The sequence below is a fragment of the Arenimonas sp. SCN 70-307 genome (genome assembly GCF_001724815.1).
Taxonomy (GTDB): Bacteria; Pseudomonadota; Gammaproteobacteria; order Xanthomonadales; family Xanthomonadaceae; genus Arenimonas.
Genome location: NZ_MEDO01000006.1, coordinates 79421 through 105427, shown reverse-complemented (window position 1 = coordinate 105427; position 26007 = coordinate 79421). Strand labels below are relative to the sequence as shown.

Annotated in this window: 21 protein-coding genes; 5 read left to right on the top strand and 16 right to left on the bottom strand. The window is 72.2% G+C overall.

Going from position 1 to position 26007, the window contains the following annotated elements:
* Nucleotides 1–118: 118 nt before the first annotated feature.
* The 3 genes from cysN to ABS41_RS03915 are packed head-to-tail and all read right to left on the bottom strand — an operon-like array spanning nucleotide 119 to nucleotide 4948.
* Nucleotides 119–2014 carry a sulfate adenylyltransferase subunit CysN gene (cysN, locus tag ABS41_RS03925; RefSeq protein ID WP_290590892.1) on the bottom strand — a complete coding sequence of 632 codons (1896 nt, stop codon included), beginning with the start codon at nucleotides 2012–2014 and terminating at the stop codon, nucleotides 119–121.
* On the bottom strand, nucleotides 2014–2922 hold the full coding sequence (cysD, locus tag ABS41_RS03920; RefSeq protein ID WP_290590890.1) for a sulfate adenylyltransferase subunit CysD: 909 nt from the start codon (nucleotides 2920–2922) through the stop codon (nucleotides 2014–2016). The genes cysN and cysD overlap by 1 nt, the downstream gene beginning before the upstream one ends.
* 19 nt (nucleotides 2923–2941) lie before the next feature.
* Entirely contained in the window at nucleotides 2942–4948 is a 2007-nt protein-coding gene (locus tag ABS41_RS03915; RefSeq protein WP_290590888.1) for an acyltransferase family protein, read from the bottom strand.
* A 111-nt stretch (nucleotides 4949–5059) separates the two neighbouring features.
* On the opposite strand from ABS41_RS03915, the gene ABS41_RS03910 reads away from it, so the two are divergent.
* From ABS41_RS03910 to ABS41_RS03895, 4 genes are all read left to right on the top strand, one after another.
* Nucleotides 5060–5806, top strand: a complete 747-nt coding sequence (locus ABS41_RS03910) for an electron transfer flavoprotein subunit beta/FixA family protein (RefSeq protein ID WP_290590886.1) — start codon at nucleotides 5060–5062, stop codon at nucleotides 5804–5806.
* A 13-nt stretch (nucleotides 5807–5819) separates the two neighbouring features.
* Nucleotides 5820–6758 (top strand): FAD-binding protein, encoded by a 939-nt coding sequence (locus ABS41_RS03905; RefSeq protein ID WP_290590884.1) that lies wholly within the window; start codon nucleotides 5820–5822, stop codon nucleotides 6756–6758.
* A gap of 14 nt (nucleotides 6759–6772) precedes the next feature.
* Nucleotides 6773–7897: a UDP-N-acetylglucosamine 2-epimerase (non-hydrolyzing) gene (wecB, locus tag ABS41_RS03900; protein WP_290590896.1), complete on the top strand. Its 1125-nt coding sequence runs from the start codon at nucleotides 6773–6775 to the stop codon at nucleotides 7895–7897.
* Nucleotides 7898–7962: 65 nt separating this feature from the next.
* Nucleotides 7963–9204, top strand: a complete 1242-nt coding sequence (locus ABS41_RS03895) for a glycosyltransferase (RefSeq protein ID WP_290590881.1) — start codon at nucleotides 7963–7965, stop codon at nucleotides 9202–9204.
* Here the strand turns inward: ABS41_RS03895 and ABS41_RS03890 are convergent, their stop codons facing one another.
* Complete coding sequence (locus ABS41_RS03890) at nucleotides 9205–9933, bottom strand: M48 family metallopeptidase (RefSeq protein WP_290590878.1); 729 nt, start codon at nucleotides 9931–9933, stop codon at nucleotides 9205–9207. It abuts the gene before it with no gap.
* Nucleotides 9934–10220: 287 nt separating this feature from the next.
* On the bottom strand, nucleotides 10221–11363 hold the full coding sequence (locus ABS41_RS03885) for a YjgN family protein (RefSeq protein ID WP_290590874.1): 1143 nt from the start codon (nucleotides 11361–11363) through the stop codon (nucleotides 10221–10223).
* A gap of 165 nt (nucleotides 11364–11528) precedes the next feature.
* On the opposite strand from ABS41_RS03885, the gene ABS41_RS03880 reads away from it, so the two are divergent.
* Nucleotides 11529–13949, top strand: a complete 2421-nt coding sequence (locus tag ABS41_RS03880; RefSeq protein WP_290590871.1) for a hypothetical protein — start codon at nucleotides 11529–11531, stop codon at nucleotides 13947–13949.
* 21 nt (nucleotides 13950–13970) lie between these two features.
* Here ABS41_RS03880 and ABS41_RS03875 read toward each other — a convergent pair whose 3' ends face one another.
* The 11 genes from ABS41_RS03875 to ABS41_RS03825 form a co-directional block, all read right to left on the bottom strand.
* The gene (locus ABS41_RS03875) at nucleotides 13971–14606 is read right to left on the bottom strand and encodes a CoA transferase subunit B (protein WP_290590868.1); all 636 of its coding nucleotides are present in this window, start codon (nucleotides 14604–14606) and stop codon (nucleotides 13971–13973) included.
* Nucleotides 14606–15286: a CoA transferase subunit A gene (locus ABS41_RS03870; RefSeq protein WP_290590865.1), complete on the bottom strand. Its 681-nt coding sequence runs from the start codon at nucleotides 15284–15286 to the stop codon at nucleotides 14606–14608. The genes ABS41_RS03875 and ABS41_RS03870 overlap by 1 nt, the downstream gene beginning before the upstream one ends.
* Nucleotides 15287–15369: 83 nt before the next feature.
* Entirely contained in the window at nucleotides 15370–16140 is a 771-nt protein-coding gene (locus tag ABS41_RS03865; RefSeq protein WP_290590862.1) for a methyltransferase domain-containing protein, read from the bottom strand.
* Nucleotides 16137–17537: a hypothetical protein gene (locus tag ABS41_RS03860; protein ID WP_290590859.1), complete on the bottom strand. Its 1401-nt coding sequence runs from the start codon at nucleotides 17535–17537 to the stop codon at nucleotides 16137–16139. Before ABS41_RS03860 ends, ABS41_RS03865 begins: the two co-directional genes overlap by 4 nt.
* Nucleotides 17534–19891 (bottom strand): glycosyltransferase, encoded by a 2358-nt coding sequence (locus ABS41_RS03855; RefSeq protein WP_290590856.1) that lies wholly within the window; start codon nucleotides 19889–19891, stop codon nucleotides 17534–17536. The genes ABS41_RS03860 and ABS41_RS03855 overlap by 4 nt, the downstream gene beginning before the upstream one ends.
* Before the next feature lie 10 nt (nucleotides 19892–19901).
* Nucleotides 19902–21059: a cystathionine gamma-synthase gene (locus ABS41_RS03850; protein WP_290590853.1), complete on the bottom strand. Its 1158-nt coding sequence runs from the start codon at nucleotides 21057–21059 to the stop codon at nucleotides 19902–19904.
* Between the two features lie 94 nt (nucleotides 21060–21153).
* Nucleotides 21154–22449, bottom strand: a complete 1296-nt coding sequence (locus ABS41_RS03845; RefSeq protein ID WP_290590850.1) for a polysaccharide pyruvyl transferase family protein — start codon at nucleotides 22447–22449, stop codon at nucleotides 21154–21156.
* Nucleotides 22439–23782: an ABC transporter ATP-binding protein gene (locus tag ABS41_RS03840; RefSeq protein WP_290590846.1), complete on the bottom strand. Its 1344-nt coding sequence runs from the start codon at nucleotides 23780–23782 to the stop codon at nucleotides 22439–22441. The genes ABS41_RS03845 and ABS41_RS03840 overlap by 11 nt, the downstream gene beginning before the upstream one ends.
* On the bottom strand, nucleotides 23772–24596 hold the full coding sequence (locus tag ABS41_RS03835; protein ID WP_290590843.1) for an ABC transporter permease: 825 nt from the start codon (nucleotides 24594–24596) through the stop codon (nucleotides 23772–23774). Before ABS41_RS03835 ends, ABS41_RS03840 begins: the two co-directional genes overlap by 11 nt.
* On the bottom strand, nucleotides 24593–24994 hold the full coding sequence (locus ABS41_RS03830) for a GtrA family protein (RefSeq protein ID WP_290590840.1): 402 nt from the start codon (nucleotides 24992–24994) through the stop codon (nucleotides 24593–24595). The genes ABS41_RS03835 and ABS41_RS03830 overlap by 4 nt, the downstream gene beginning before the upstream one ends.
* Nucleotides 24991–26007 (bottom strand): glycosyltransferase family 2 protein, encoded by a 1017-nt coding sequence (locus ABS41_RS03825; RefSeq protein WP_290590837.1) that lies wholly within the window; start codon nucleotides 26005–26007, stop codon nucleotides 24991–24993. The genes ABS41_RS03830 and ABS41_RS03825 overlap by 4 nt, the downstream gene beginning before the upstream one ends.

The following is a 26007-nucleotide window of genomic DNA, read 5'->3' as shown; positions in this document are numbered from 1 at the left end:
CTTGCATGCGCATACTGGCAATCCGCCTGAACGCCATGATTAGGGATCAGACCGATTGGAGGGTCCACCCGGCCTGAGCAAGACAGTTGCTCCTACAGGTTTCAGGCAAGCGAAAGCATCACAGGCCGGTGGGGGTGGCGTTGAGGTGGGCGATGATGGCGTCGGCCATGGCCTCGGCGTCGGTGCGGTCGGCGAGCAGGTGGATTTCCGGGTGCTCGGGCACTTCGTAGGGCGAGTCGATGCCCGTGAAGTTCTTGATCTGGCCCGCGCGCGCCTTGGCGTAGAGGCCCTTGACGTCGCGCTGCTCGGCCACCGCCAGCGGCGTGTCGACGAAGACCTCGACGAACTCGCCGTCGGCGAACAGGTCGCGCGCCAGCCGGCGTTCGGCGCGGAAGGGCGAGATGAAGCTGACCAGCACGATCAGGCCCGCATCCACCATCAGCTTCGCCACCTCGGCCACGCGGCGGATGTTCTCCACGCGGTCCTCGGCCGTGAAGCCCAGGTCCTTGTTCAGGCCATGGCGCACGTTGTCGCCGTCGAGGATGTAGGTGTGCCGGCCCATCGCATGCAGCCGCTTGTCGAGCAGGTTGGCCACCGTCGACTTGCCCGCGCCCGACAGGCCCGTGAACCACAGGCAGCGCGGCACCTGGCCCAGGCTGCGGGCGCGCGCGGCCTTGTCCACGTCCAGCGGCTGCCAGTGGATGTTGGCGGCGCGGCGCAGCGCGAAGTCGAGCGTGCCGGCGCCGACCGTGGCGTTCGTCTGCCGGTCGATGAGGATGAAGCCGCCCAGCGCGCGGCTGGTTTCGTAGGGCTCGAAGGCGATCGGCTGGTCGAGGCCGAGGTTGCACACCGCCACCTCGTTGAGGTCGAGGTGCTTGGCCGCCAGCTCGGCCTGCGTGTTCACGTCCACCTTGTGCTTGATCTCGGTGACCTGCGCGCCGACCGTGCGCGCGCCGATCTTGAGCCAGTACGGACGGCCCGGCAGCAGCGGCTGCTCGCCCATCCACAGCAGGTGGGCCGCGAACTGGTCGGCCACCTGCGGCGGCGCGGCGGCGGCGGCGATGACGTCGCCGCGGCTCACGTCCACTTCGTCGGCCAGCGTGAGCACCACCGGCTGGCCGCGGCCCGCGCGCGGCAGGTCGCCGGCCGGGGTGACGATGCGCGCCACCTGCGTGCGGCGGCCCGAGGGCAGTACCACGACCGCGTCGCCCGGCTCCACGTCGCCGGCGGCCACGGTGCCCGCGAAACCGCGGAAATCCTGGTCGGGGCGGCACACCCACTGCACCGGCAGGCGGAAGCCCGGGTCGGCGGCGTCGCGGCGCACGTCCACGGTTTCGAGGTGCCCGAGCAGCGAGGGCCCGGTGTACCAGGGCATCGCCGGCGAGTTGGCGGTCACGTTGTCGCCGCGCAGCGCCGACAGCGGAATCGCCTGCACGTGCCCGATGCCCAGCTGCGCGGCGAGTTCGCGGTAGCCGGCGACGATGTCGTCGAACACGGACTGGTCATGGCCCACCAGGTCCATCTTGTTCACCGCCAGCACCACGTGGCGGATGCCCAGCAGCGAGACGATGTAGCTGTGCCGGCGCGTCTGGGTCAGCAGGCCCTTGCGCGCGTCCACCAGCACCACGGCCAGGTCGGCCGTGGAGGCGCCGGTGGCCATGTTGCGGGTGTACTGCTCGTGGCCCGGGCAGTCGGCGACGATGAACTTGCGCCGCTCGGTGTCGAAGAAGCGGTAGGCCACGTCGATGGTGATGCCCTGTTCGCGCTCGGCGGCGAGGCCGTCGACCAGGAGCGCAAAATCAATGTCCTGGCCTTGGGTCCCATGGCGGCGGCTGTCTCGTTCCAGGGCCGCCAGTTGGTCGTCGAACAGGCGCTTGGTGTCGTGCAGCAGCCGGCCGATCAGCGTGCTCTTGCCGTCGTCGACGCTGCCGCAGGTGATGAAGCGCAGCAGGCCCTTGGTTTCGTGCTGGTGCAGGTAGGCCGCGACGGTGGCGGCGGGGTCCATGCCGGCCATCAGAAGTAGCCCTCCTGCTTCTTCTTTTCCATCGAGGCCGAGGGGTCGTGGTCGATGACGCGGCCCTGGCGCTCGGAGGTGGTGGCCACCAGCATCTCGGCGATGATCGCCTCGAGCGTGTCGGCCCCGGATTCGATCGCGCCGGTGAGCGGGTAGCAGCCCAGGGTGCGGAAGCGCACCCGGCGCATCGCCGGCAGCTCGCCCTCGCGCAGCGGCAGGCGCTCGTCGTCGACCATGATCAGCGCGCCGTCGCGCTCGACCACCGGCCGCTCGGCGGCGAAGTAGAGCGAGGGCACCGGGATCTTCTCGCGGAAGATGTAGAGCCAGACATCGAGCTCGGTCCAGTTCGAGATCGGGAACACGCGCACGCTCTCGCCCTTGTGGATGCGGGCGTTGTACAGGTCCCACAGCTCGGGCCGCTGGTTCTTCGGGTCCCAGCGGTGCTGGGCGGTGCGGAAGGAGAAGACGCGCTCCTTGGCGCGCGACTTCTCCTCGTCGCGGCGGGCGCCGCCGATGGCCGCGTCGAAACCCCACTGGTCCAGGGCCTGCTTGAGCGCCTGGGTCTTCATCACGTCGGTGTGCACCGTGGCGCCGTGGCTGATCGGGTTCACGCCCTGGGCCAGGCCGTCGGGATTGGTGTGGGTGTGCAGCGTCACGCCGGTCTCGGCCGCGCGGCGGTCGCGGAACGCGATCATTTCCCGGAACTTCCAGGTCGTGTCCACGTGCAGCAGCGGGATCGGCGGCCGCGCCGGGTGGAAGGCCTTGAGCAGCAGGTGCAGCAGCACCGAACTGTCCTTGCCCACCGAATAGAGCATCACGGGATTGCGGAATTCGGCCGCCACCTCGCGCAGGATGTGGATGGCCTCGGCTTCCAGGCGGTCGAGGTGGCTCAGGTCGGGCAGGCTCATGTCCGGAAGGATATCTCGGTCACCGGGCCTCGCGGACGGGCTCGAACACCTCCAGCCAGGCCTTGGCCTCCGGCCGCGCCAGCAGCTCGTGGCCCAGTGCACGCGAACCTTCCATGCTCAGGTGTCCGGGATCGAAGTACGCCAGCCGGCCCGCCACGACCGGGCGGCAGGCGCCCTGCGCGCAGAGCAGTCCATGCGTGGACAGGTAGCGCACCCCGGGCCGGCGCGAGGCGGCCTCGGCCAGCCAGCGGTTCCATTCCGGCTCGCCCTCGTCGGGCCGCTGCAGGCGGCGGCTGCAGTCCACCCAACCCAGGCGCAGGCCGCGTCGTTCGCAGTGGCGGTTGAACCCGGGATGGTGGGGAATCTGGCCGACGAGGAAAACGCGCAGGCCGGCAGCCTCGAGCGCGTCGAGCGTGGCCTCGAGGTCGGCACGGAAGCTGGCCACCTGCGCGTAGTGCCGCCAGGAAGCGCCCAGCACCACGGTGTGGAAGCGGCCGCTCGCCAGCACCTCGGCCAGGAAGGGGCGGAACGCATCGCAGCCGGCCTTGTACGGCGGGAACGAGTACTCGCCCTGGAAGAGCGGCGGGCAGACGGAGTGGCTGAGGTTGCGGACCGGCACGCCGGCCTGGGCCGACAGCACGTCGAACAGGCCGACGAACTGGGCCGCATTCGAGTCTCCCGCCAGCAGGATGCCGGCTTCGGCGCCGGGGCCGACCAGGCAGCGCGGATCCTCGAGCCGGTCCGGGTCGTGGGCGGAGAGCTGGCAGTTGTAATCGAAGGCCAGCGCCGGCTGGGCCTCGGCCTCGATGCGGGCGAGGCCGTCCTGGAAACGCGGCGAGGATTCGATGCGCTGCTTCATGCCCTGCGTCTGCACCAGGGCAAGCGCCGCCACCGCGATCGCGGCCGCCGGGAACGCGTACAACCACGCCAGCTGCCGCCGCGGCGCGGGCCGCCAGCGCCTTGCCGGCTGCTCGACGTATCGGTAACTGGCCAGCGAGAGCGCCGCGATCACGGCGAGGCAGGACGCCGCGAGGGCAGGCGAAAGCCCGCCGGCGAAGTAACGTGCGAACGCCAGCACGGGCCAGTGCCACAGGTAGATCGAGTACGACAGCAGGCCCACCGCCACCAGCCAGCGCGCGCCCAGGAGCCATGCCAGCAGCCGCGAACCGGCGCCACCGGCCAGGATCACGAGCGCGGCGCCACCCGTCGGCACCAGGGCCCACAGCCCGGGGAAGGCATGCGAATGGTCGAGCCGCCACAGCGACCAGGCCAGGGCGACCAGGCCGGCCAGCGCCAGGACCTCGGCGAGGACGCGGGCACGGGCGGTGCCCGGGCGCCAGTCGCCATGCAGGGCGAGCAGCGCGCCCAGCAGCAGTTCGCCGGCACGCGCGGGCAGCAGGTAGAAGGCCGCACGCGGATCGGTGCCGTTGATGGCCTCGGCGTGGGCGAACGAGGCCGCCACCAGCGCCAGCGTCACCCAGGTCGCCGGGCGGCGGCCCCCGCGCACGAGCAGCAGCACCAGCAGCGCCGGCCAGAGCAGGTAGAACTGCTCTTCCACGCCCAGGGACCACAGGTGCAGCAGCGGCTGCTCGGCGCTGGCGTCGGCGAAGTAGCCGCCATCGGGCTGGCGCCAGAAATACAGGTTCGCCGCCGCGGCCAGGGACCAGGCCGCGGTGCCCGCGAGGGCCTCGAGCTCGGCCGGCAGCAGCACCAGCGCGCCGGTGAGCAGGGTGGCCGCGACCACCACCAGCAGCACCGGCAGGATGCGGCGCACGCGGCGCAGGTAGAAGTCGCGGAAGCTGAAGCGGCCGGCCGCCTGTTCAGCGGCGATGATCCGGGTGATGAGGTAGCCCGAGATCACGAAGAACACGTCGACGCCGGTGTAGCCCCCGGGCAGCAGCGCCGGGTCGAGGTGGTAGAGCACCACGGCCAGCACGGCCAGGCCGCGAAGGCCGTCGATGTCGGGACGGTAGCCCCCGCCGGCCCCCGCCGCCCCGCCTGACTGCCTGTCCTGTCTTGCCACCATACGGCTCCCTGGCTCCCTGCACGCCCCCGGCACGGCCTGCCAAGGTAGAATTGCCGATTCTACTTGCGGGCGCTCCCCCCACGGGCGCCCACCAGCTCGGAGCGCATCCAAATGAAGATTCTGGTCGGTTACAAGCGGGTGGTGGACTACAACGTCCGCATCCAGGTCAAGCCCGATGGCTCGGGCGTGGTGACCGAGGGCGTGAAGCTCTCCGCCAACCCCTTCGACGACATCGCCCTGGAAGAAGCCCTGCGCCTGCGCGACAAGGGCATCGCCACCGAAGTCATCGTCGCCACGATGGGCCCGGCCGACTGCCAGGCGCACCTGCGCAACGGCCTGGCCATGGGCGCCAACCGCGCCATCCACGTGGTCACCGACAGCGCCGTGCAGCCGCTCACCGCCGCCCGCGCCCTGCTCAAGCTGGTCGAGAAGGAGCAGCCGGACATCGTGCTGCTGGGCAAGCAGGCCATCGACGACGACGCCAACCAGACCGGCCAGATGCTGGCCACGCTCTGGGGCCGCCCGCAGGCCACCTTCGCCGGCAAGGTCGAGGTCGCCGACGGCAAGGCCACCGTCACCCGCGAGGTCGACGCCGGCCTCGAGGTGCTGGAAGTGCAGCTGCCCGCGGTCATCACCACCGACCTGCGCCTGAACGAGCCGCGCTTCATCAAGCTGCCCGACATCATGAAGGCCAAGTCCAAGCCGCTCGAGACGATCGCCTTCGCCGAGCTCGGCGTCGAGGCGGGCGACCACCTCAAGACCACCCACTACGCCCCGCCCGCCAAGCGCAGCAAGGGCGTGATGGTGAAGGACGTCGCCGAGCTCGTCTCGGCCCTCAAGGCCAAGGGCCTGGCCTAAGGAGACGATGAAGATGAGCAAGATCCTGGTTATCGCCGAGCACCTCGGCGGCAAGCTCAACGCCTCGACCGCCCGCTGCGTCAGCTGCGCGCAGGCCATCGCCGGCGCCGAAATCCACGTGGCCGTGCTGGCCGACGCCCCCGATGCCGTGGCCGCCGAGGCCGCGAAGATTTCCGGCGTCGCCAAGGTCATCACCGTCGCCAACCCCGCCAACGCCCACCCGGTGGCCCAGGTGCTGGCGCCGCAGGTGGCCAGGCTGGCCGCGGGCTATTCGCACGTGTTCGGCCCCTCCACCACCTTCGGCAAGGACCTGATGCCCTGCGTCGCCGCCCTGCTGGGCGTGGCCCAGGTGTCCGACGTGATGGCCGTCGAGGGCCCGCACGTGTTCAAGCGCCCGATCTACGCCGGCAACGCCATCATCACCGTCGAGGCGCCGTCTTCGATGGCCGTGGTCGCCACCGTGCGCACCGCCTCCTGGCCGCAGGCCGCCGAGGGTGGCAGCGCCGCCATCGAAGCCGCGTCGGTGGAGGCCGCCCTGCCCTCGCACACCCGCTTCGTCGAACTGCAGCAGGGCAAGTCCGACCGCCCCGACCTGCAGGGCGCCTCGAAGGTGGTCTCCGGTGGCCGCGCGCTCGGCTCGGCCGACGCCTTCGGCATCATCTACTCGCTGGCCGACAAGATGGGCGCGGCCGTCGGTGCCTCGCGCGCCGCGGTCGACGCCGGCTACGTGCCCAACGAGCTGCAGGTGGGCCAGACCGGCAAGATCATCGCGCCGGAGCTGTACGTGGCCATCGGCATCTCGGGCGCCATCCAGCACCTGACCGGCATCAAGGACGCCGGCACCATCGTCGCCATCAACAAGGACCCGGAAGCGCCGATCTTCGAGATCGCCGACTACGGCCTGGTGGGCGACCTGTTCCAGCTCGTGCCCGAGCTGGAGAAGTCGCTTTGACGAAACGCCGCGTCATGGTGGTCTTCGGCACGCGGCCGGAGGCCATCAAGATGGCCCCGGTGGTGTCCGCGCTGAAGGCCACCCCGGGCGTCGAGACGCTGGTCTGCGTCACCGCCCAGCACCGGCAGATGCTCGACCAGGTGCTCGAGCTGTTCGGCCTGGTGCCCGACGACGACCTCGACGTGATGGCGCCGGGCCAGGCCCTGCCCGACCTGTTCGCCCGCATCCTCACCGGCATGTCGGGCGTGCTGGCCGCGCGCCGCCCGGACCTCGTGCTCGTGCACGGCGACACCTCGACCACGCTCGCCACCGCGCTGGCCGCGTTCTACGCCCGCATCCCGGTCGGCCACGTCGAGGCCGGCCTGCGCACCGGCGACCTGCAGGCGCCGTGGCCGGAAGAAGCCAACCGCCGCCTCACCGCGCCGCTGTCCGCGCTGCACTTCGCGCCCACCGCGCGCTCGCGCGACAACCTGCTGGCCGAAGGCCTGCCGGCGGCGCAGGTGCACGTCACCGGCAACACCGTCATCGACGCACTGCTGTCGGTGGTGGCGCGTTTCGACGCCGACCCGGCGCTCGCGGCCTCGCTGGCCGCGCGCTTTCCCTTCCTCGACCCGTCGCGCAAGCTGGTGCTGGTCACCGGGCACCGCCGCGAGAACTTCGGCGAAGGCTTCGAGCAGATGTGCCGCGCCATCGCCGAGCTCGCCGCCCGTGGCGACACCCAGGTGGTCTATCCGGTGCACCTGAACCCGAACGTGCAGGAGCCGGTCAAACGCATCCTCGGCGGCGTCGCCGGCGTGCACCTGATCGAGCCGCTCGACTACCTGCCCTTCGTGTACCTGATGTCGCGCGCGCACCTGCTGCTCACCGACTCGGGCGGCATCCAGGAGGAAGCGCCCTCGCTGGGCAAGCCGGTGCTGGTGATGCGCGACACCACCGAGCGCCCCGAGGCGGTCGAGGCCGGCACGGTGCGCCTGGTGGGCACCGACCGCGCGCGCATCGTCGCCGAAGCGGCGCGCCTGCTCGACGACGAGGCCGCGCACGCGGCCATGGCCCGCGCCCACAATCCCTACGGGGATGGCCGCGCCGCGGCACGCATCGCCGCCATCATCGCCGGCCACCCGGCCGACGCCTTCGCCTGAGGAACGCGGCCACGGACCGCCCACGCCCCGGCATCGAAGCCCTGCGCGGGAAACGCGTGCTCGTGGTGGCGCACGACTTCCCGCCGGTGCGCAGCCCGCAGTCGATCCGCGCGCTGGCCTTCGTGCGCCGGCTCGCCGCGGGTGCCCGCGAGGTGCAGGTGCTTACGCGCACCAGCCTGCCCGGCCTTGCCGGGCCGACGCTGCCGGCCAACGTGCGCCTGCACCGTGCCTCGCCGGGCGCGCTTGAATCGCTGCTCGACCGGCTCGCGGCGCGGCGCGCGGCCGCGCACCTTTCCGCGGGCGGCGACGATGGCTTCGCCGGGCCCGCGGCGCTGAACTGGAAGGGACGCTGCGTGGCCAGGATCCGCCGCACCGTCGACCAGCTGCGTTTCCCGGACGGCCGCGTCGCCTGGGTGCCGGCGGCGCGGCGCGAACTGGCGGCGCTGTGCCGCGATGCGCGCCCGGACGTGGCCCTGTTGATGCACGAGCCCGCGGCCTGCCTTCTGCTCGCCGGGCAACTCCGCGCCGCCGGCGTGTCCTGGCTGGCCGACCTGGCCGACCCGGTGCTGGCACCCTACACGCCGCCGCGGTTCCGCCGCGCCGCAGCGCGGCTCGAAGCGCGCGCGCTGGCCGAGGCCGCCGCGGTGGCCGTCACCAACCCCGCCACCGCCGACCTCCTGGCCACGCGCCACGGCCTCGCGCGCGAAACGATCGAAGTGCTGCCGCAGGGCTTCGGCGACGCGCCGCGTGCCCCGCTGCCGGCGGGTGACGGCCTGACGCTGGTCTACACCGGACGTTTCTATCCGTTCCGCGACCCGGCCGCGCTGCTGGCCGCCGTGGCCGGCACGCCCGGCGTGAACCTGGTGCTGGCCGGTCCGGAAATGCCGCCCGCGGTGCAGGCCGCGGCGCGCGCGCATCCCGGAGCCATCACGCTGGCCGGCGAACTTTCCCACGAGGCCACGCTGTCGCTGCAGGCCCGCGCGGACGTGCTGGTGGGCGTGGGCAACACCGGCACCGCGCAGTCGCCGGGCAAGCTGCAGGAATACTTCGGCGCCGCGCGTCCGATCCTGCACGTGGTGCACGACCCGGCCGACCCGGCGCCCGCCCTGCTGGCCAGTGCCCGGCGCGGCCTGGCCGTACCCGCCGATGCCGCGGCCATCACCGCCGCCTTGCGCGAGCTGCTGGCGGCCAAGCGCGGCGCGGGTTTGGCCGCGCGCTTCGACCTGGGCCTCGAAGCCGTGGCGGACTACCACTGGGACGCGATCAGCGACCGCCTGGCGGCGCGACTGGCCGCGATCGCAGGCTAGTCAGTCGCTGGCGGCGCGGCGCGCCGCTTCGATGCGCTCGGGCGAGGGCGGATGCGTGGACAGGTAGCCCACCACGCCGGCCTCGCCGCCGCGACCGGCGGAGAGCTTCTCCATCACCCGGGCGAAGGCCTCGGGCGAGATGCCGTTGCGCTCGAGCAGCTCGAACGCAAAGGCGTCGGCCTCGCGCTCGTGCTTGCGCGAAAACCCCGACTCGAGCAGCAGCACCGGGATCGACACCGACAGCGAGCCGGTGCCCGAAAGGTCGCCGAACAGGAAACCCGCCACCACCACCACCGCCGAGCTCTCCAGCGCGCGGCGCATGCCGTGGCGGTGCTCGTGGTGGCCGGCCTCGTGCGCGAGCACGGCCAGCAGTTCGTCCTCGTCGGCGGCCAGCTCCACCAGCTGGTCGGTCATCACCACCTGGCCGTCGGGCAGCACGAAGGCGTTGGGGCCCAGGGCGGGCGCGTGGCGGAAATCCAGGCGCAGGCCGTCGGCGCGGGGCAGCCCGCGGGTGATTTCGTGGAAACGCAGCTGCAGCGCCTCGCGCTTTTCCGCCGGCAGCCCGCTGGGCTTGAGGTGGGTGGCGTCGAGCAGGGCCAGGGCCTGGTCGCTGACCGTGCGCTCCATCGCCGGCGGCACCAGCGGCGCCAGCTCACGCGCCATCCACGGCAGGCCCAGCTCGAAGAAGGCGAGCACGCCCAGCACCAGGGTCGCCGCCGAACCCAGCACCGCCAGGCGTCGCCGCTCGAGCCAGTCGGCGAAGGCCTCGACGCGGCCGCGGCGCGGCAGCCACTGCCCGAGCAGCGGCGAGTCCTCGATCTCCAGGTGGCCGTGGCCGGGCAGGTCGAGCCGGCGCGGCAGCCGCCCCAGGCGCGAGCCCAGCCGCAGCGACCTGGCCTCGAGGTCCAGTGTCTCGTCGCCGGCCTGCAGGCGCAGCCAGCCCGGCGCGGCCTGGGACAGCCAGGCCTCGCGGGCGCGGGCGCTGCGACCGTCGTACCAGGTGGCGCGCAGCGCGCTCAGAGCCCGATGTCCACGTCCAGGTCGAGCGCGTCCACCAGCTCGGCGCTGGTGGCGCCCTCGGCGCGTTCGGCCTCGGCCACGAAGGCATCGAGGTCGCCCAGGGCCAGCATCTGGAAGTGCGCGGCGCGGTAGCGCGCGATGCGCACCATCGCCCAGGGCACCAGCAGGCCCAGGCTGCAGACGATGGCCACGCCGTTGCTGACGTAGATCCAGATCACGTCGCGGGCGCGCAGGGTGCAGGCGAAACGATGCGGCCCGAGGCGGGTGTTGCCCCACATCAGGTTGGTGTAGCGCGTACGCAGGAAGACCGGCAGCGCCAGCAGCGCGAAGTAGACCAGCAGCATCGGCCCGAGCATCACCGCCAGGGCCCAGCCCGACGGCTCGCCGTCCGCGCCTTGGCTGCCCACCAGCACCGCCCCGCCGAACATCGCGCCCACCATCACGAAATAGCCGATGAAGCCCAGGCCCAGCACGATGGCGAACGGCAGGTAATAAGCGCCCAGGTCGCCGCCGAAGCCAAAGCGCAGCCCGCCGAAACGATGGCCCGTGACCACGTACTCCTGCTGGTGCCGGCGCACCCAGGGCAGCAGCATGTACAGGGTCGGGATCTGCAGCATCGGCCGGAACAGGAAGTTGAGGTAGGCCTCGTCCACGCCGTTGACGAAGCGGAAGCGCAGGCCGCGCCAGGCCGAGTAGCGGGCGCGGAAGCGCAGCGTGCGCTGGAGCATCCAGGGCAGCATCAGCAGGATCGCGATCACCAGCGGGATGTAGACCACCAGCAGCTGGAAGTGCGCGCTCAGGCCGAGCACGATGGCCACCGCGTAGGCCACCAGCCGGCCCTTGAGGATGGCGATGGGGCTGGCCAGGTATTCGAAGCTGCTGCCGTCGAGGCGGGTGTTGCCGTAGAAGTAGCGCTCGGTGCGCACCTTCGCCCAGGCCGAATAGATGCCCAGCGTGAGCACCGAAAGCACCACGTTGACGATCCAGATGCCGAAGAACTCGCCGGCGCGGCCGGTGAACTCCAGCGGCAGCCGCCGCGGTTCGTGCGGCGGCGGCATCGCGGGCAGCGGCGGCGGAAGGACGGGCGGCGCCGCCTGCGGCGCCTCGGCGGCGGGCGCCGCGAATTCATTGCCTTGCATGGTGTTCCCGCGGATTCCGGCTCCCCTGCCGGCCGCTGGGAATCTAACCGAAATGCGAAGCGGAGGGCGGCGATTGCCATCAGAAAATTTCCTGCGATCCCGGCGCCTGCCGTCCCGGCGCGCGCGCCCGGTAGACTGCAGCCGGTTTCCCCGGGATCTGTCCACATGAGCTTCGCGCGTGATGCCGCCTTCGCCGCCGGTTTGATGCTGCTGGCCGCGGGCCTGTGGCTGCAGCCTTTCGACTGGCCGGCGCTGGCGCCGCGCCTGCTTGATTCGACCGTGCTCGCCGTCGCGCTGCTGGCCGCTTCGCTGCTGGCCGCCTGGCGGCTGCGGACCAGTGCGGCGCAGGCGCTGGCGACGCTGGCGCTGCCGCTGCTGGCCGTGGTCTTCGCCGGCCCGGTGGCGGTGGCCGCCACCGCCCTGCTGCTGGCCGGCGGCCTGGCGCTGGGCACGCTGCTGCCCCGCGTCGAAGGCACGCCGCTGCTGCTGCGCTGGATCGCCGGCCTGGGCCTGCTGGCCGGCGGCGCCGGCTGGCTGCTGCCGCTGCCGCTGCACTCGGCGGCGAGCTGGTCGCTGGCACTGCTGGCCCTGGTGGCCTGGCGCCGGAAGGCGCTGGCCGCCGGGTTGCGCGAATTCGGGAGCGAGGCCGCCGGTAGCCTGCGCGCCGCGCCCGGGGCCGCCCTGCTGGCGATGCTGGCCGTGGCGGTGGCCGGCGCGTCGGCCTGGCTGCCGGTGCTGATGTCCGACGACCTGTCCTACCACGTGGCCCTCGGCTGGGAGCTGCGCGAACTGGGCCATGCCCGCTTCGACGTCGGCAGCCAGGTCTGGGCGCTGGCGCCGTGGTCGGCGGACGTGCTGCACGCGCTGGTGATGGTGATGGCCGACCGGGAAGTGGTCGGGCCGCTCAACACCTTCTGGCTGCTGGCCGCGACCTGGCTGGTGCAGGCCCTCGGCCTGCGCCTGGGCCTGCCCGCGCGCGCCGCCTGGCTGGCCGCCGCGGCCTATGCCAGCCTGCCGCTGTCGGGCGTGCTTGCGGGCACCCTGCAGGTCGAGTCGGCCACGCCGGCGATGCTCGCGGCCATCGCCCTGCTGCTGCTCGCGCGCACCGCCCCGGGCCGGGCGCCGACGATCCTGATCGCGGTGCTGGCCGGCACGATGCTCGGCACCAAGGTCAGCAACCTGGTCTTCCTCGCCCCCTGCCTGGCCTGGTGGCTGCTGCAGTGGCGCGGCCGGCTGCCGTGGACCGCCCTGCCCGGCGCCACCGGCCTGGCCGTGCTGGCCGGCGGCTCGAGCTATGCCTATGCGGCCTGGCTGGCCGGCAACCCGGTGCTGCCGCTGTTCAACGGCACGTTCGCCTCGCCCTGGTTCCCGCCCCAGGACTTCGTCGACATGACCTGGCAACACGGCCTGCGCTGGAGCCTGCCCTGGGACTGGATCTTCCAGTCGCAGGCCTACCACGAGGCGGCGGCCGCCGGCGCCGGCGGCGTGGTGGCGCTGGCATTGGCCGGCGGCGTGTTCGCGGCGCTGTTGAACCCGCGCACGCGCGCCTTCGCGCTGTTCGCGCTGGCCTGCGTGGCGCTGATGGTCTGGCAGGTGCAGTACATGCGCTACGCGCACCCGGCGATGACGCTGCTGGTGCCCCTGCTGCTCGCCGGCGTGTGGCGCGAGCGGGCGGCCTGGCAGCCGGTGGCGCTCGGTGCGCTGGTGGCGCTGCAGCTGGCGCTGGTGCCGACCGCGTCATGGAACGTGATGGGGGGTGCGCTGCGCACGCTGGCCCTGGACGGCCCGGCCGGCGTGGTGGCGGCGTTCGCGCCCGAACGCCTGCTGGCGCGCCATTTCCGCGCGACCGCCGCGCCCTCCGACCGCCTGCTGTTCGCGCACGGCAGCCTCGACGTGCAGGCCGAACTGCCGGGACGGGCGCAGCCGGTGTCCTGGCACAACCCGCGGCTGTTCGCCCTGCATGCCGGCGGCCAGGCGGGCCTGCCGGTGCTCGAGGCCAGCGGCGCCAGCCACGTGGTGGCGCGCGGCCTCGACGCCAATCCGGAGTTCGCCGCCGCGCTGCGCGAACGCGGGGCCACGCCGATCGCGCACGCCGGGCCGGCGACGCTCTACCGGCTCGCGCCGGCGTGGCGGCCGATGCAGACCGTGCAAACGGGTCCGCGCGAGGCGACGGCCACGCTTGCCCTGGATCCGGCGCACGCCCTGGTGGGGACGGCGTCGGTCACGGTCGCCTGCGACCGGCCCGGCGAGAACCTGCTGGTGGCCTGGCGGCTGGACCGGCCCGGCAACCAGGGGCCTGACCAGCACTGGGCCTGGGAGGCCTGCGGTGCCGACGGCCAGGCGCGGGCCCGGACCAGCCTGGCCAGCGCACCCAATACCGGGGAGTTGTCGCTGCAGCTGCGGCCGGTGGACGAGGCCAGCACGATGCAACTGCGCATCATCGACGGCCAGGCCGACCTGCGCCGCGACACGCTCGCGGAATCGGCGCTGCAGGGCCGCGCGTGGAACGGGCCCTGCCTGCGCCGGGGCTGCAGCCGGGAAGCGACCCGGCTGCTGCCGACGGCGACGGCCGGCGCCTGGCCCTGAGGGCCTGGCGCCCCGGCGGCCTCAGGCCGCGTCGCGCAGCGGCACGCCCGTCTTCGCACGCACCTCGTCGGCGCTGATGCCGGGTGCGGTTTCCACCAGCACCAGGCCCGAGGCAGTCACGTCCATCACGGCCAGGTCGGTGATGATGCGGTTGACCACGCCCACGCCGGTCAGTGGCAGCGTGCACTTGGGCAGGATCTTGGGCTCGCCGTTCTTGGTGCAGTGCTCCATCAGCACCACCACGCGGCGCACGCCGGCCACCAGGTCCATGGCGCCGCCCATGCCCTTGACCATCTTGCCGGGCACCATCCAGTTGGCCAGGTCGCCCTGGTCGGTAACTTCCATCGCGCCCAGGATGGCCAGGTCGATGTGGCCACCGCGGATCATCGCGAAGCTGTCGTGGCTGCCGAAGTAGCTGGCGCCGGCGCGGGCGGTGACGGTCTGCTTGCCGGCGTTGATCAGGTCGGCGTCCACTTCCTCTTCGGTCGGGAACGGGCCGATGCCCAGCAGGCCGTTTTCCGACTGCAGCCACACGTCCATGCCGTCCGGGATGTGGTTGGCCACCAGCGTCGGCAGGCCGATGCCAAGGTTCACGTAGGCGCCGTCGGTGAGTTCGCGGGCGGCGCGCTGCGCCATTTCGTCGCGGGTCCAGGCCATTACTTCGCTCCTCGCACGGTGCGCTGCTCGATGCGCTTCTCGGGGGTCGGGTTGTGCACGATGCGGTGCACGTAGATGCCCGGCAGGTGCACGTGGTCGGGGACCTCGGCCACGCAGACCTTGCCGGCCATCGCGCAGGCCGGGTTGAAGTTGCGCGCGGTCTTGCGGAACACCAGGTTGCCGGCCTTGTCGGCCTTCCAGGCCTTCACCAGCGAGACGTCGGCGCGCAGCGCGGTCTCGAGCACGTAATGCTTGCCATTGAACTCGCGGGTCTCCTTGCCCTCGGCCACCACCGTGCCGTAGCCGGTGGCGGTGAAGAAGGCCGGGATGCCGGCGCCGCCGGCGCGCAGGCGCTCGGCCAGCGTGCCCTGCGGGTTGAACTCGAGCTCGAGCTCGCCGGCCAGGAACTGCCGCTCGAACTCCTTGTTCTCGCCCACGTAGGACGAAATCATCTTGCGGATCTGGCGCGTGGCCAGCAGCTGGCCCAGGCCGAAGCCATCCACGCCGGCGTTGTTGGAAATGGCGGTCAGGCCCTTGACGCCCGAGTCGCGCAGCGCGGCGATCAGGGCTTCGGGGATGCCGCACAGGCCGAAGCCGCCGACGGCGAGGGTCTGGTTGTCGGCCACCAGGCCGTCAAGCGCGGTCCGGGCGTCCGGGTAAAGCTTGGATGCACGCGTCATGGGAATCCTCGGGATCGGGAGGCCGCCATTCTAGCGACTCCCGCCCCGGGGCCGGGATCGTACCTTTGGCCGGCCCCGGTGGCTCAGGCCCGGGCCAGCACCGGCAGCGACCACGTACAGGGCCAGTAGACACCGGCCTCCGGGATGTCTTCCCCGGCGATACGCACGTCGCGGAACCCGGCGTCGCGCAACTCGGCCAGCAGCGAGTCGCGCGAGAACAGGCGCATCTCCAGCGTGGTGCCGGGGCCGCCGTGGAAAACCAGGTCCTCGAACACTTCCTGGCGGCCGTCGCGACGGGTGTTGCGAAGGCGCCAGCCGCCCGGTCCGCCCGGCTCGAGCTCCCAGTGGTGCAGCTCCGGGAAATGCTCGAGCGTGTGCGAGAACTCGAGCGCGTAGGGCACCGTCAGCACCAGCAGGCCACCGGGCTTGAGCAGGCGCCGCGCGCCGGCGAAGGCGCGCGAAACCGGTGGCGCCACGTGCTCGAACACGTCGGTGGAAATCAGGAAGTCGCAGCTGCCGGCCAGGTCGTCGCCGACCTCGGTGATGTCCAGGCGCGGGGCCTGGTGGTAGTAGGTGTTGGTGTAGTCGGACACCCTGGCCAGGCGGGTGGCGTAGCCGTCCCAGTCGCTCAGGCCGATGCCGCGCAGTCGCGGCCGGCGCGGGAATTCGTCGATGGGCAGCACCGCGCCGAACAGCTCGCGCGAGAGCAGGGCCATGATCGAGCGCATGCGCAGCGTCGAGCCGCAGCCATCGCAGCTGGCCGTCTCGCGGCCAAGCGACTCGCGCGGGGCATGGCAATGCCGGCCGCAGATGTTGCACTGGAAACGCACGTTCCCGGCGGGGGTCTCGCTCATTGGGCCTCCTGCGCCGCCAGGCCGGCGGCACGCCTCGTCAAAGCCTGCTCCAGGGCCGCGGCGCGCGCGTCCCAGCTGTTGGCCGCGGCCAGGGCCCGCATCCGGTCGGCGAAACCCGGCGACTGCGCGGCCTCCAGGGCGGCATCGATGGCGCGCGAGAGCCCCTCGGCGCCTTCGCCATGGAAGACCTCGGGGAAGGCGAGGCACTCGGCCATGTCGTCCGCCACGACCACCGGCTTGCCCAGGGCGAAGTACTCGAAGAGCTTGAGCGGCGAGGTGGTTCGCGCCACTTCGCCCGGCTCGAAGGGGATCAGGCAGGCATCGAACAGCCGCGCCTGCGCCGGCAGCACGTCGTAGTCCAGCGGGCCGGTGGCGAGCACGTTCCCGGCCACCGGCAGGCGCGAAGCGGCGCCCTGGTAGTCGGGACCGATGAAGACGAAGCCCAGGTCGGGACGGGACTCGACGAGGCGGGTGATCGCCGCGTAATCGAGCCACGGCGCCAGTGCGCCGAAATAGCCGACCAGGCGCGAATGGCGGGCGCGGAACGCAGCCAGCCGCGGCTCGACGGGGGCCGAGAGCGCGGCCGGGTCCAGGTAATGGTCCAGGTCGACGCCATTGGGCACCAGCGCGCAGCGTTCGCTGCCGGCGACGGCGCTGGCCTGGGCCAGCAGCACGCGCGCGGTGGCCACCACCAGGTCGGCGCCGCCCAGCAGGGCCCAATCCTGCAGGGCCTGCTGCAGCCGCACGCGCTCGGCGCTGCCGAGGATGCGCTCGTCGAGGTGGTCGACCACCTCGAAGACGAAGCGGGTGCCGCGCGGCCTGAGCGACAGCGTGTGCAGGGGCTCGCCGAAGGAGGTGTTGTACACCGAGCGCACCGCGCCCTCGATGGCATCGGTGGCCGGGTCGTCGGTCAGCCACAGGTTCGGCCGGATTTCGCGCCAGCCCGACACGCGGTCGTGGCTGGCGTTGCGGGTGCGGTAGACCACCAGCCAGCCGCGCCGCGCCATGGCCAGCGCCATGTGCTGCGGTCGCTGCCAGAGCGCATGGCTCCAGTCGATCGAGGCTTCCTGAATCCAGATGCCGCCGGTTTGCTTGTCCGGCGCGAAGGCGCGCGACTGGAATCCCTGCCAGTCCAGCGCCTGCACCGCCTCCGGCGCGGGCGCCTGCGCGGGCCAGGCCGGGGCCGGGCCGCCGCCGCGGGCGAAAGCCGCCAGCCGGCGGATCTGCTCGGCGCCCGTGTGCAGCTGCTCCGACAGCGCATCCCGCTCGCGCTCAAGCCAGGCGATGCGCCGCCGCGCGTAGTCGACTTCGGCCAGCACGGCCGGCACGGCCTGCTCCCTGGCGCGGCAAGCCTCGATCTCGGCCTTCAGGCGGGCGACTTCCTGCTCCAGGTTCATCGCGTTGAGCCTCCCCGGTAGACGTGCGGCTCCCACGGGCCCCACTTGGCTTCGAAGATCGCCTTGTTGCGCTCGAACAGCTCGCGCTTGCGCTCGGCCGCCATCGCGTCGAAGCTCGCCGACAGGTAATGGTGCACGAACACGTCCTCGGCGCAGGCCACGCCCAGGCCCGCGGCCTCGGCGCGACGGCAGTAGTCGTCGTCCTCGAAGAAGCCGACGCCGAAGGCCTCGTCCAGCCCGCCGACCTGCTCGTAGGTCGAGCGCCGCATGGCCACGCAGAAGAAGGCCGCGGTGCGGATCCGGAAGGACTGCCCGGGATGCGCCCGGGTGTATTCGCCGGCGCGCTCGACCATCTCGTCCATGTCGCGGTAGGCGATCTGGATGCGCGCCTCGTTGCCGATGTTGTTGGTCACCGGCCCCACCAGGCCCAGGGCCGGATCGCGGCGCAGGTGCGCGCAGAGCGTGCGCACCCAGCCCGGGGTGACGCAGGTGTCGTTGTTGAGCATCACCAGCACCTCGCCGGTGGCCGCGGCCAGCCCGACGTTGTTGCCGGCGGCGAAGCCGAGGTTGGCCTCGTTGAGGACCAGGCGCCGGCGGTGTCCCGCGGCGGAAGGCTCGGCCGCCCAGCTGCGCAACCACTCCGGCGAGCCGTCGGTCGAGGCGTTGTCGACCACGATCACCTCGAGCGCGGGATAGTCGCTGTGCGCCTCGATGCTCGACAGGCAGGCCTGGGTGAGCGGGAGGTTGTTGTAGGCAAGCACCACCACGCTCACCACCGGCTCGACGATCGCCGCGATCGCCTGGTCGAGTTCGACGGCGCGATGCGCCCAGGTCTGGCCGGCGGCGAAGGCCTGGCGCCGGGCCACGGCGTCGGCGCCGCCGCCCTGCCCGGCCAGCGCCGCCGACACCTCCCGCACGAAGCCGGCGGCGTCGGACGCGGTGCGCACCAGTCCGCCGAACTGCGCCATCTCCGGCAAATCGACCGCCACCACCGGCTTGCCGGCGGCCAGGTACTCGTAGACCTTGACCGGATTGGTGGCCTGGGTCAGCGGCAGCACCTTGAACGGCAGCAGCGCCACGTCGAAGCCGTGCAGCCAGTAGGGCAGCCCGGCGTAGGGCACCTCGCCGGTGCAGCGCACGTTGGGCAGGTCGGCCAGCTGGCCGGCGGCGTCGACGGTGTCGTTGCCCACCAGCAGCACCAGGGCATCGGGCTCGGCCTGCGCCACCGCGCGCACCAGCCCCACGTCGAACCATTCGGCAATGGCGCCGTAGTAGCCGATCACGCGCCGGCCGCGTTCGTCGCGGAACACCTGCGCCGGCGGTTCGCGGAAGGCGTCGAACTCGCCGGCGTTGCGCACCAGCGCCACCGACCGTGCCGCGGGCGCCACTTCGTCGCGCAGCCAGGCCGAGGTGACCACCACCAGCTCGGCGTCGGCCAGCAGGGCCCGCTCGGCGCGCAGTACCTGCGGCGCGTTGTTGTCGAAGCCGGCGTGGTGGTCCATGCAGTCGTACACCACGCGCGCGTTGGGCACGCTACGCAGCAGGCTGCTCCAGTACGGGTGCTGCACCAGCGAGAGGCTGGCGCGCGTCGCGGTCCAGGCGAGCAGACGCGCCAGGCTGGCGTGCAGCGCGCGAAGCTGCTCCCCGTCGGGCAAGGCGTGGTAGATCGCCGGCGCGCCGGCCAGGTGCAACTGCACCTGGAACAGCCGGCCCTCGTCGTCCAGCGGTTCGACCCGGAAGCCTGGCTCGGCGCTGTCGATGAAGTTGTTCGAGACGTAGAACACCCGGTGGCCGCGGCCGGCCAGCGCGCGGGCCAGGTGCTGCGGGCGCTGGATGCGGAAGTGCCAGTCGATCACCGACCAGACGAATACGTCGGCCACGCCGGGCAGCGCAGCCGCCAGGGGTGGCCCGACCGGTGGCGCGGCCACGCCCGCGTCGCTCGCATCGCGGCCGGCGGATGCCGGCGCAGGGATGGCGGCGGCGGGCCGGGCCCGTCCCAGCGCGCGCCGGAGCCGGGCGCTGTCCTCGCCCTTCCATTCGCCCCGCAGCAGACGCCCCAAGGCCCGCAGCGGCCGGGTCAGGCGCCACGATCGCGAGGCGAGCACGGTGGCCAGCATCCCGGAGTCCTGGCGCAGGCGCGCGGCCTCGCGCTGGAGCATCTCGAGCTCGAAGACCTTGTCGTCCAGGCGCTGCTGCAGCTCCCTGGCACGAGCCGCCAGGGCGTGTGCCTCGGCCGCTTCCCGACGCAAGGCCCCCAGTTCCCGCCCGGCCGCTTCGAGCCCCGTGTGCGCCGTCTCCAGGCGCTCCCGCAGGGCGGCGACCTCGGCAGCCAGCTGTTCGAATTCAACCCTCATCGGCCGGGGCTCAGGCCAGCGCCCGTTCGAGCTCCGCACGCAGGTCGGCCACGTCCTCGACGCCGACGCTCAGGCGCACCAGTGCGTCGGAGATGCCGAGCGCGGCGCGGCGCTCCGGCGGCACCGAGGCGTGGGTCATGATGGCCGGGTGGTTGACCAGGCTTTCCACGCCGCCGAGCGACTCGGCCAGCGCGAACAGCTCGGTGCGCTCGCAGAAACGCTTCGCGGCCTCGAAGCCGCCCTTGAGCACGATGCTGACCATGCCGCCGAAGCCGTGCATCTGCTTCTTCGCCAGCGCGTGCTGCGGATGCGAGGCCAGGCCGGGGTAGATCACCTTCTCCACCGCCGGGTGGGTTTGGAGCCACTGCGCCAGCTCGAGCGCGTTGGCGCAGTGCGCCTTCATGCGCAGGTGCAGGGTCTTGAGGCCGCGCAGCGCCAGGAAGCTGTCGAAGGGACCCTGCACGCCGCCGACGGCGTTCTGCAGGAAGCCCATCTTCTCGGCCAGCTCGGCGTCGTCGCCCACCACCACCATGCCGCCGACGATGTCGCTGTGGCCGTTGAGGTACTTGGTGGCCGAGTGCATCACCAGGTGCGCGCCGAGCTCGAGCGGGCGCTGCAGGATCGGCGAGCTGAAGGTGTTGTCCACCGCCAGCCAGATGCCGCGCTTGCGGGCGAACTCGGCCAGGCGGGCGATGTCGACCAGCTTGAGCATCGGGTTGGTCGGCGTTTCGCACCAGATCAGCTTCGTTTCCGGGCGAACCGCGGCTTCCACCGCGGCCAGGTCGTCGAGGTCGACGAAGCTGAAGTCCAGGCCGGCGCTGCGGCGGCGCACGCGCTCGAACAGGCGGTAGGTGCCGCCGTAGACGTCGTCCATGCAGATCACGTGGCTGCCCGAGTCGAGCAGGTCGAGCACCGTGGAGGTGGCGGCCAGGCCCGAGGCGAAGGCGTAGCCGCGGCTGCCGCCCTCGAGGTCGGCCACGCAGCGCTCGTAGGCGAAGCGCGTGGGGTTGTGGCTGCGCGAATACTCGAAGCCCTGGTGCACGCCCGGGCTGGACTGCACGTAGGTGGAGGTGGCGTAGATGGGCGTCATCACCGCGCCGGTGCTCGGATCGGGGCTCTGGCCGGCGTGGATGGCGCGGGTGCCGATGCCGTGGCGGTCTGGGCTCATTGAAACGTCCTCGAATCGGGGGATAAGGATGGGCGGCGCGCGGGGGGCGGGCGGCAGTGGCCGCCATTATACGACCCCGCCTGCAGCGGCCCGTTCAGGGTCCGCGCAGGCGCGCCAGCTCCGCTTCGGCGTCGCCGAGGCGCTGCGAGAGTTCTGCCATCCGCACCCGGGTCCTGGCCAGCTCGGCTTCGAGCGCGGCGCGGCGCCAGGCGCCGATCCAGTCCACGCCCTCCGAGCGCCACGAGGGCTGCGTGCCCCGGCCGGGATGGGCGGCGGCCAGGGCGGCGTGGAGCACGCCCCGATGCACCAGGGCCCGGCTCGCGAGCGCGGCAACCGCCGGCGAAGGCGAAGCCGCGGCCATCGCTGGCGCGGAAAGCCAGTCGGCGAGGTGATGCTCCCAGGCTTCGGGTGGCGAGCCAACGCTGACGCGATGCGCGTCCTTCAGTCCCGCGTCGGACGACACGACGGCCATCTTGGGGTCGTATTCGATGGCCAGCACCGGCAGGCCCAGCCGCAGCGCCAGGACCTGGGCGTGCATGCGCATCACGATGGCCGCGTCGCAGCCGGCCAGGGTGGAGGCCCAGTCGGAGGGGGACGCATGGATCTGCAGCGACTGCTCGTACTCCCCGCCCAGTCGTTCCATCATCGAGCGGATGAAGTCCAGGTCGTCGGAGGCGCGGCCGGGCACGGCGTTGGCCTGGCTCACCATCCACACGATCGATGCTTCGCCCGGGGCGAGGCGATGGCGCAACGCGCCCAGGAAATGATCCGACCACGCCGGGGCCGTGTCCCAGCTGCGCGGCACGATGGCGATCCGGCGCGCCCCGCCGGGCGCCCGCGCCACGGTATCGGGCAGCGGCCAGGCCCAGGCCGGATCCGGCGCCACCGGGAACGCCCTCTCGCAGCCCAGTTCGCGCACCAGCGCCAGCGAATCATCGTCACGCAGGCTCGCATGCCCGACCCACGAAAGCAGGTCGCGCACGACCGCGCGCGGCTCGTCGCCCTCCAGCGGCCCGAGGCCCTGGGCCCAGAAAAGCGTGGGGACGCCCAACTGGCGGGCCATCAGCATCGGGCGTACGTAGCTGCCGATGTCGGCGGCAGTGAAGTCGTAGAGTGCGCCGAGGGTGAAATTGTGGTGCGTCTGCAGCAGGCCACCGCCGCCGAGTGCGAACAGGTCGGCATCGCGCATGGCCCCGAGCACGCCATCGAGGTCGAAGATGTCCACGGCGGCGATGCCGTGCAGCCGCCGTGTCGCCGGTGCGTCGATGCTTATCGCGGTTGGCTCCGCGCCTTGCTCGCGGCACCAGCGGATGAACAGGTCGAGCAGCATCTCGTCGCCGAGGTTGCCCGCGCCGTACCAGCCACCCACGAGCACGCGCTCAGCCGCCATCGCCCTCTCCTGCACCGGCGGCCGGCAGCAGCGCGAAGGAAGGCTTCGGCGCCAGCCAGCCGCCGCCGCTGCGCGGCTCGGGGATCACGTCGAAATGCCCGGCATAGTCGAGCCGGTGCCGGCGCTTGTATTCACCGCCGACGATTTCGCCGGCGCCGATCGCCACCACGTAGCGATTGCCCGAGAAATTCGCCTGCAGCCGCCAGCGGAAGCGGTGCCGGCCCGGCGCCATCGGCGCCAGCGTGCTGGCCAGCTGCTGGGTGGTGGCGCTCCACAGGACGATGCCGTCGGTGCTCGAGAGCTGGATCCCGAAACACGGCTGCGCGACCGGCTCGTGCACGCGCAGGTCGACCAGGACTTCGATGGGATCACCCGAGCGAACCGTCGCCGCGGGCCGGCCGTCCGCGTCGAGCAGGGCCACCTGTTCGATCTGCAGGATCGCGTGCGGCGCCGGCGCCGGCACGGCGACGGACGCACCCGCGTCGGCCTGCGCGCGCTCCGCCGGCGGCGTCGGCGCCTGCAGCCCGGGCTCGGGCTCCGCCGCCACCACGACCCCGATCGCGCCCTCCTCGGCCAGCAGGTCGTCGCCGTAGGCCTTCACCACTTCGCGGCAGGGGCCGTCCATCACCAGCTGGCCGCGGCGCAGGTAGACGCCGCGGTCGCAGTACTCGATCAGGGTGTTGGTCGAATGCGTCACCAGCAGGATCGACACGCCCTGGTCCTGCAGGCGGCGGATGCGCTGCAGGCATTTTTGCTGGAAGGCGGTGTCGCCGACGGCCAGCGCCTCGTCCACCACCAGCAGGTCCGGGTCGACATGGATGGCCACCGCGAAAGCCAGGCGCACCACCATGCCGGAGGAATAGGTCTTGGTGGGCTGGTCGATGAACTCGCCGATGTCGGCGAACGCGGCGATGGCATCGAAGCGCTGCTCGACCTCGCGGCGGCTGAGCCCAAGCAGCGCGCCGTTGAGGAACACGTTCTCGCGCCCGCTGAATTCGGGGTTGAAGCCCGAGCCCAGCTCCAGCAGCGCCGCCACCCGGCCCCGCACCGACACGCTGCCGCCGCTGGGCGTGAGCGTGCCGCAGATCAGCTGCAGCAGGGTGGACTTGCCCGAGCCGTTGCGGCCGATGATGCCCACCGTCTCGCCGCGGCCGACGCTCAGGTCGATGCCGCGCAGGGCGTGGAAGTCGCGGTAGTGGTTGCGCGGCGGCAGGCCCGCGAGGCGCCGCAGCCGCGGCAGGAGGAACTGCTGCAGGCGGGCGCGCGGGCTCGCATACACCTGGTAGGCCTTCGACAGGCCCCGTGCGACGATGACCGCGTCGTCAGAGGACATCGGCGAAGCCCTTGCGCGTGGATTGGAACCAGGCGAAGCCGGCCCAGGCCAGCAGCGAGGACAGCAGCATCTGCAGCCCCCACGCCGGCCAGTCCAGCCCCTGCCCCCAGAGCATCACGCCGCGCACCTGCTCGATGACCGGCGTCAGCGGGTTGGCCAGCATCACGGCCTGGTACTCGGGCGGCACCGCCGACACCGCGTAGAAGATCGGCGTCATGAACATCAGCGTGGTCGTGAGCACGCCGACCACCTGCGACACGTCCCGCAGGAACACGCCCAGCGACGCCAGGAACCACGACAGCCCGAGCGTGAGCAGCAGCAGCGGCGCCAGCGCCAGCGGCAGCAGCAGGGCCGTGGCCGGCGGCACGCCGCGCACCGCGAGGTGGAAACCCATCCAGATCAGCAGGCCCACCGCCGCGTGGAAGAGCGCCGACAGCAGCGACACCACCGGCAGCACCTCGAGCGGAAACACCACCTTGGTGACGTAGTTGGGATTGCCCAGCACCAGGCCCGGCGAACGCGAAACGCACTCGGCGAACAGGTTGAAGGCCAGCAGCGCGGTGAACAGCACCAGCGCGAACTCCACCCGCGAATCGCCGCCCCCCGGCCAGCGGGCCTGGAACACGACCGAGAAGACGAAGGTGTAGACGGCGAGCATGAACAGCGGGTGCAGGAAGGACCACGCCAACCCCAGCACCGAGCCGCGGTAGCGGCCGAGCACCTCGCGCCGCACCAGCGCCAGGATCAGCTCGCGATGCCGGTGCAGCGAGCCGAGCATGGCCATCGGGCTGGCGCTGGTCCGGGTCTCGATCATCGGTAGATCCAGTGGCGCGAGGCCAGGAAGCTCAGCACCGCCAGCGCCAGGTCGACCAGCGGCTTGGCCAGCCAGGACGCGCCGAGCCCGAGCTTGGCCTCGATACCGGCCATCGCCAGCGTGCTCAGCACCGTCATCGCGCCCCAGACGGCCAGGAACTTCAGCAGCCGGGGCCAGCCCAGCCGGGCACCCTCGTCGCCGCGGAAGGTGTAGGCGCCGTTGAGGGTGAAGCCCAGCGTGGCGCCGCAGGCACGCGCCGCGACATTCGCGGCGGCCACCGGCACGCCGGCCCAGGTGAGCAGCACGTAGGCCAGCCAGTCGACCAGCAGCTGCACCAGTCCGACGATGCCGTACGCGCCGCCCTGGCGCAGGGCCTGGCTTTGCGCCAGCCGCCTCATGGCCGCCTTGCGTGGGCGAGCGCGCGGGCCGGCCACAGCGGCCGCCGCGGCACCGAGGCGATGTCGTAGCCCAGGAAGGCCAGCAGGAACTGCAGGCCCAGGATCACCGGCACCGCCGCCAGCATCACCGTGCCCGTCGGCGTGGACACGCCCGCCTGGGCCGAGTGCCACCACTGCCAGCTGCCGAACACGACGCCGAAGCCAAGCATCGCCGAACCGACCACCAGCTCGAGCGAGGCCACCGAGAGATCGCGCAGGAAATAGTTGTAGAAGATGCGCTTGCCGAAGTTGCGCACGTGCTTGAACAGGAACTCGCCCAGGACGCGCGAGATGCGCAGGTTGCTCACCTCGTCGCCGTAGTGCGCGTCCATCGGCACGTCCACCACCACGGCGCGCACGGTGTTGAGCCGGAACAGCATGTCGGTTTCGAAGAAATAGCGCTTGCTGATCCGGCCGGCCGGCAGCAGCCGGGCCACGTCGGCGTGGATGGCGGTGTAGCCGTTGGTGGGGTCGAACACGTCCCAGTAGCCGGTCGAGATCTTGGCCATGAACGACAGCGCGGCATTGCCGAACAAGCGAAGGCCGGGCATGCGGCCGATGTTCTCGAGGTCGTAGAAGCGGTTTCCCTTGGTGTAGTCGGCCTCGCCGGCCAGGATCGGCGCGACGAAGGCCGGCAGCAGGCCGGGGTCCATCTGGCCGTCGCCATCGATCTTGACGATCACCCGGGCGCCGTCGGCGATGGCGGCGGCGTAGCCGGCCAGCACCGCGCCGCCAACGCCCTGGTTGGACGCGTTGCGCAGCACCTGCACCCGCGGGTCCCTGCATTCGGCCCGGACCCGCTCGCCCGTGCCCTCGGGGCAGGCGTCGTCCACCACGTAGATGCGGGAAACTTCCGGCCCGATGGCGGCGATCACGCCGAGCACGTGGCGACTGACCCGGAAGCAGGGGATGACGACGGCGATGCCGTCGCTCGCGTCCTGCGCGGGCCCCCGGTCGGGATGACGGACCTGCAT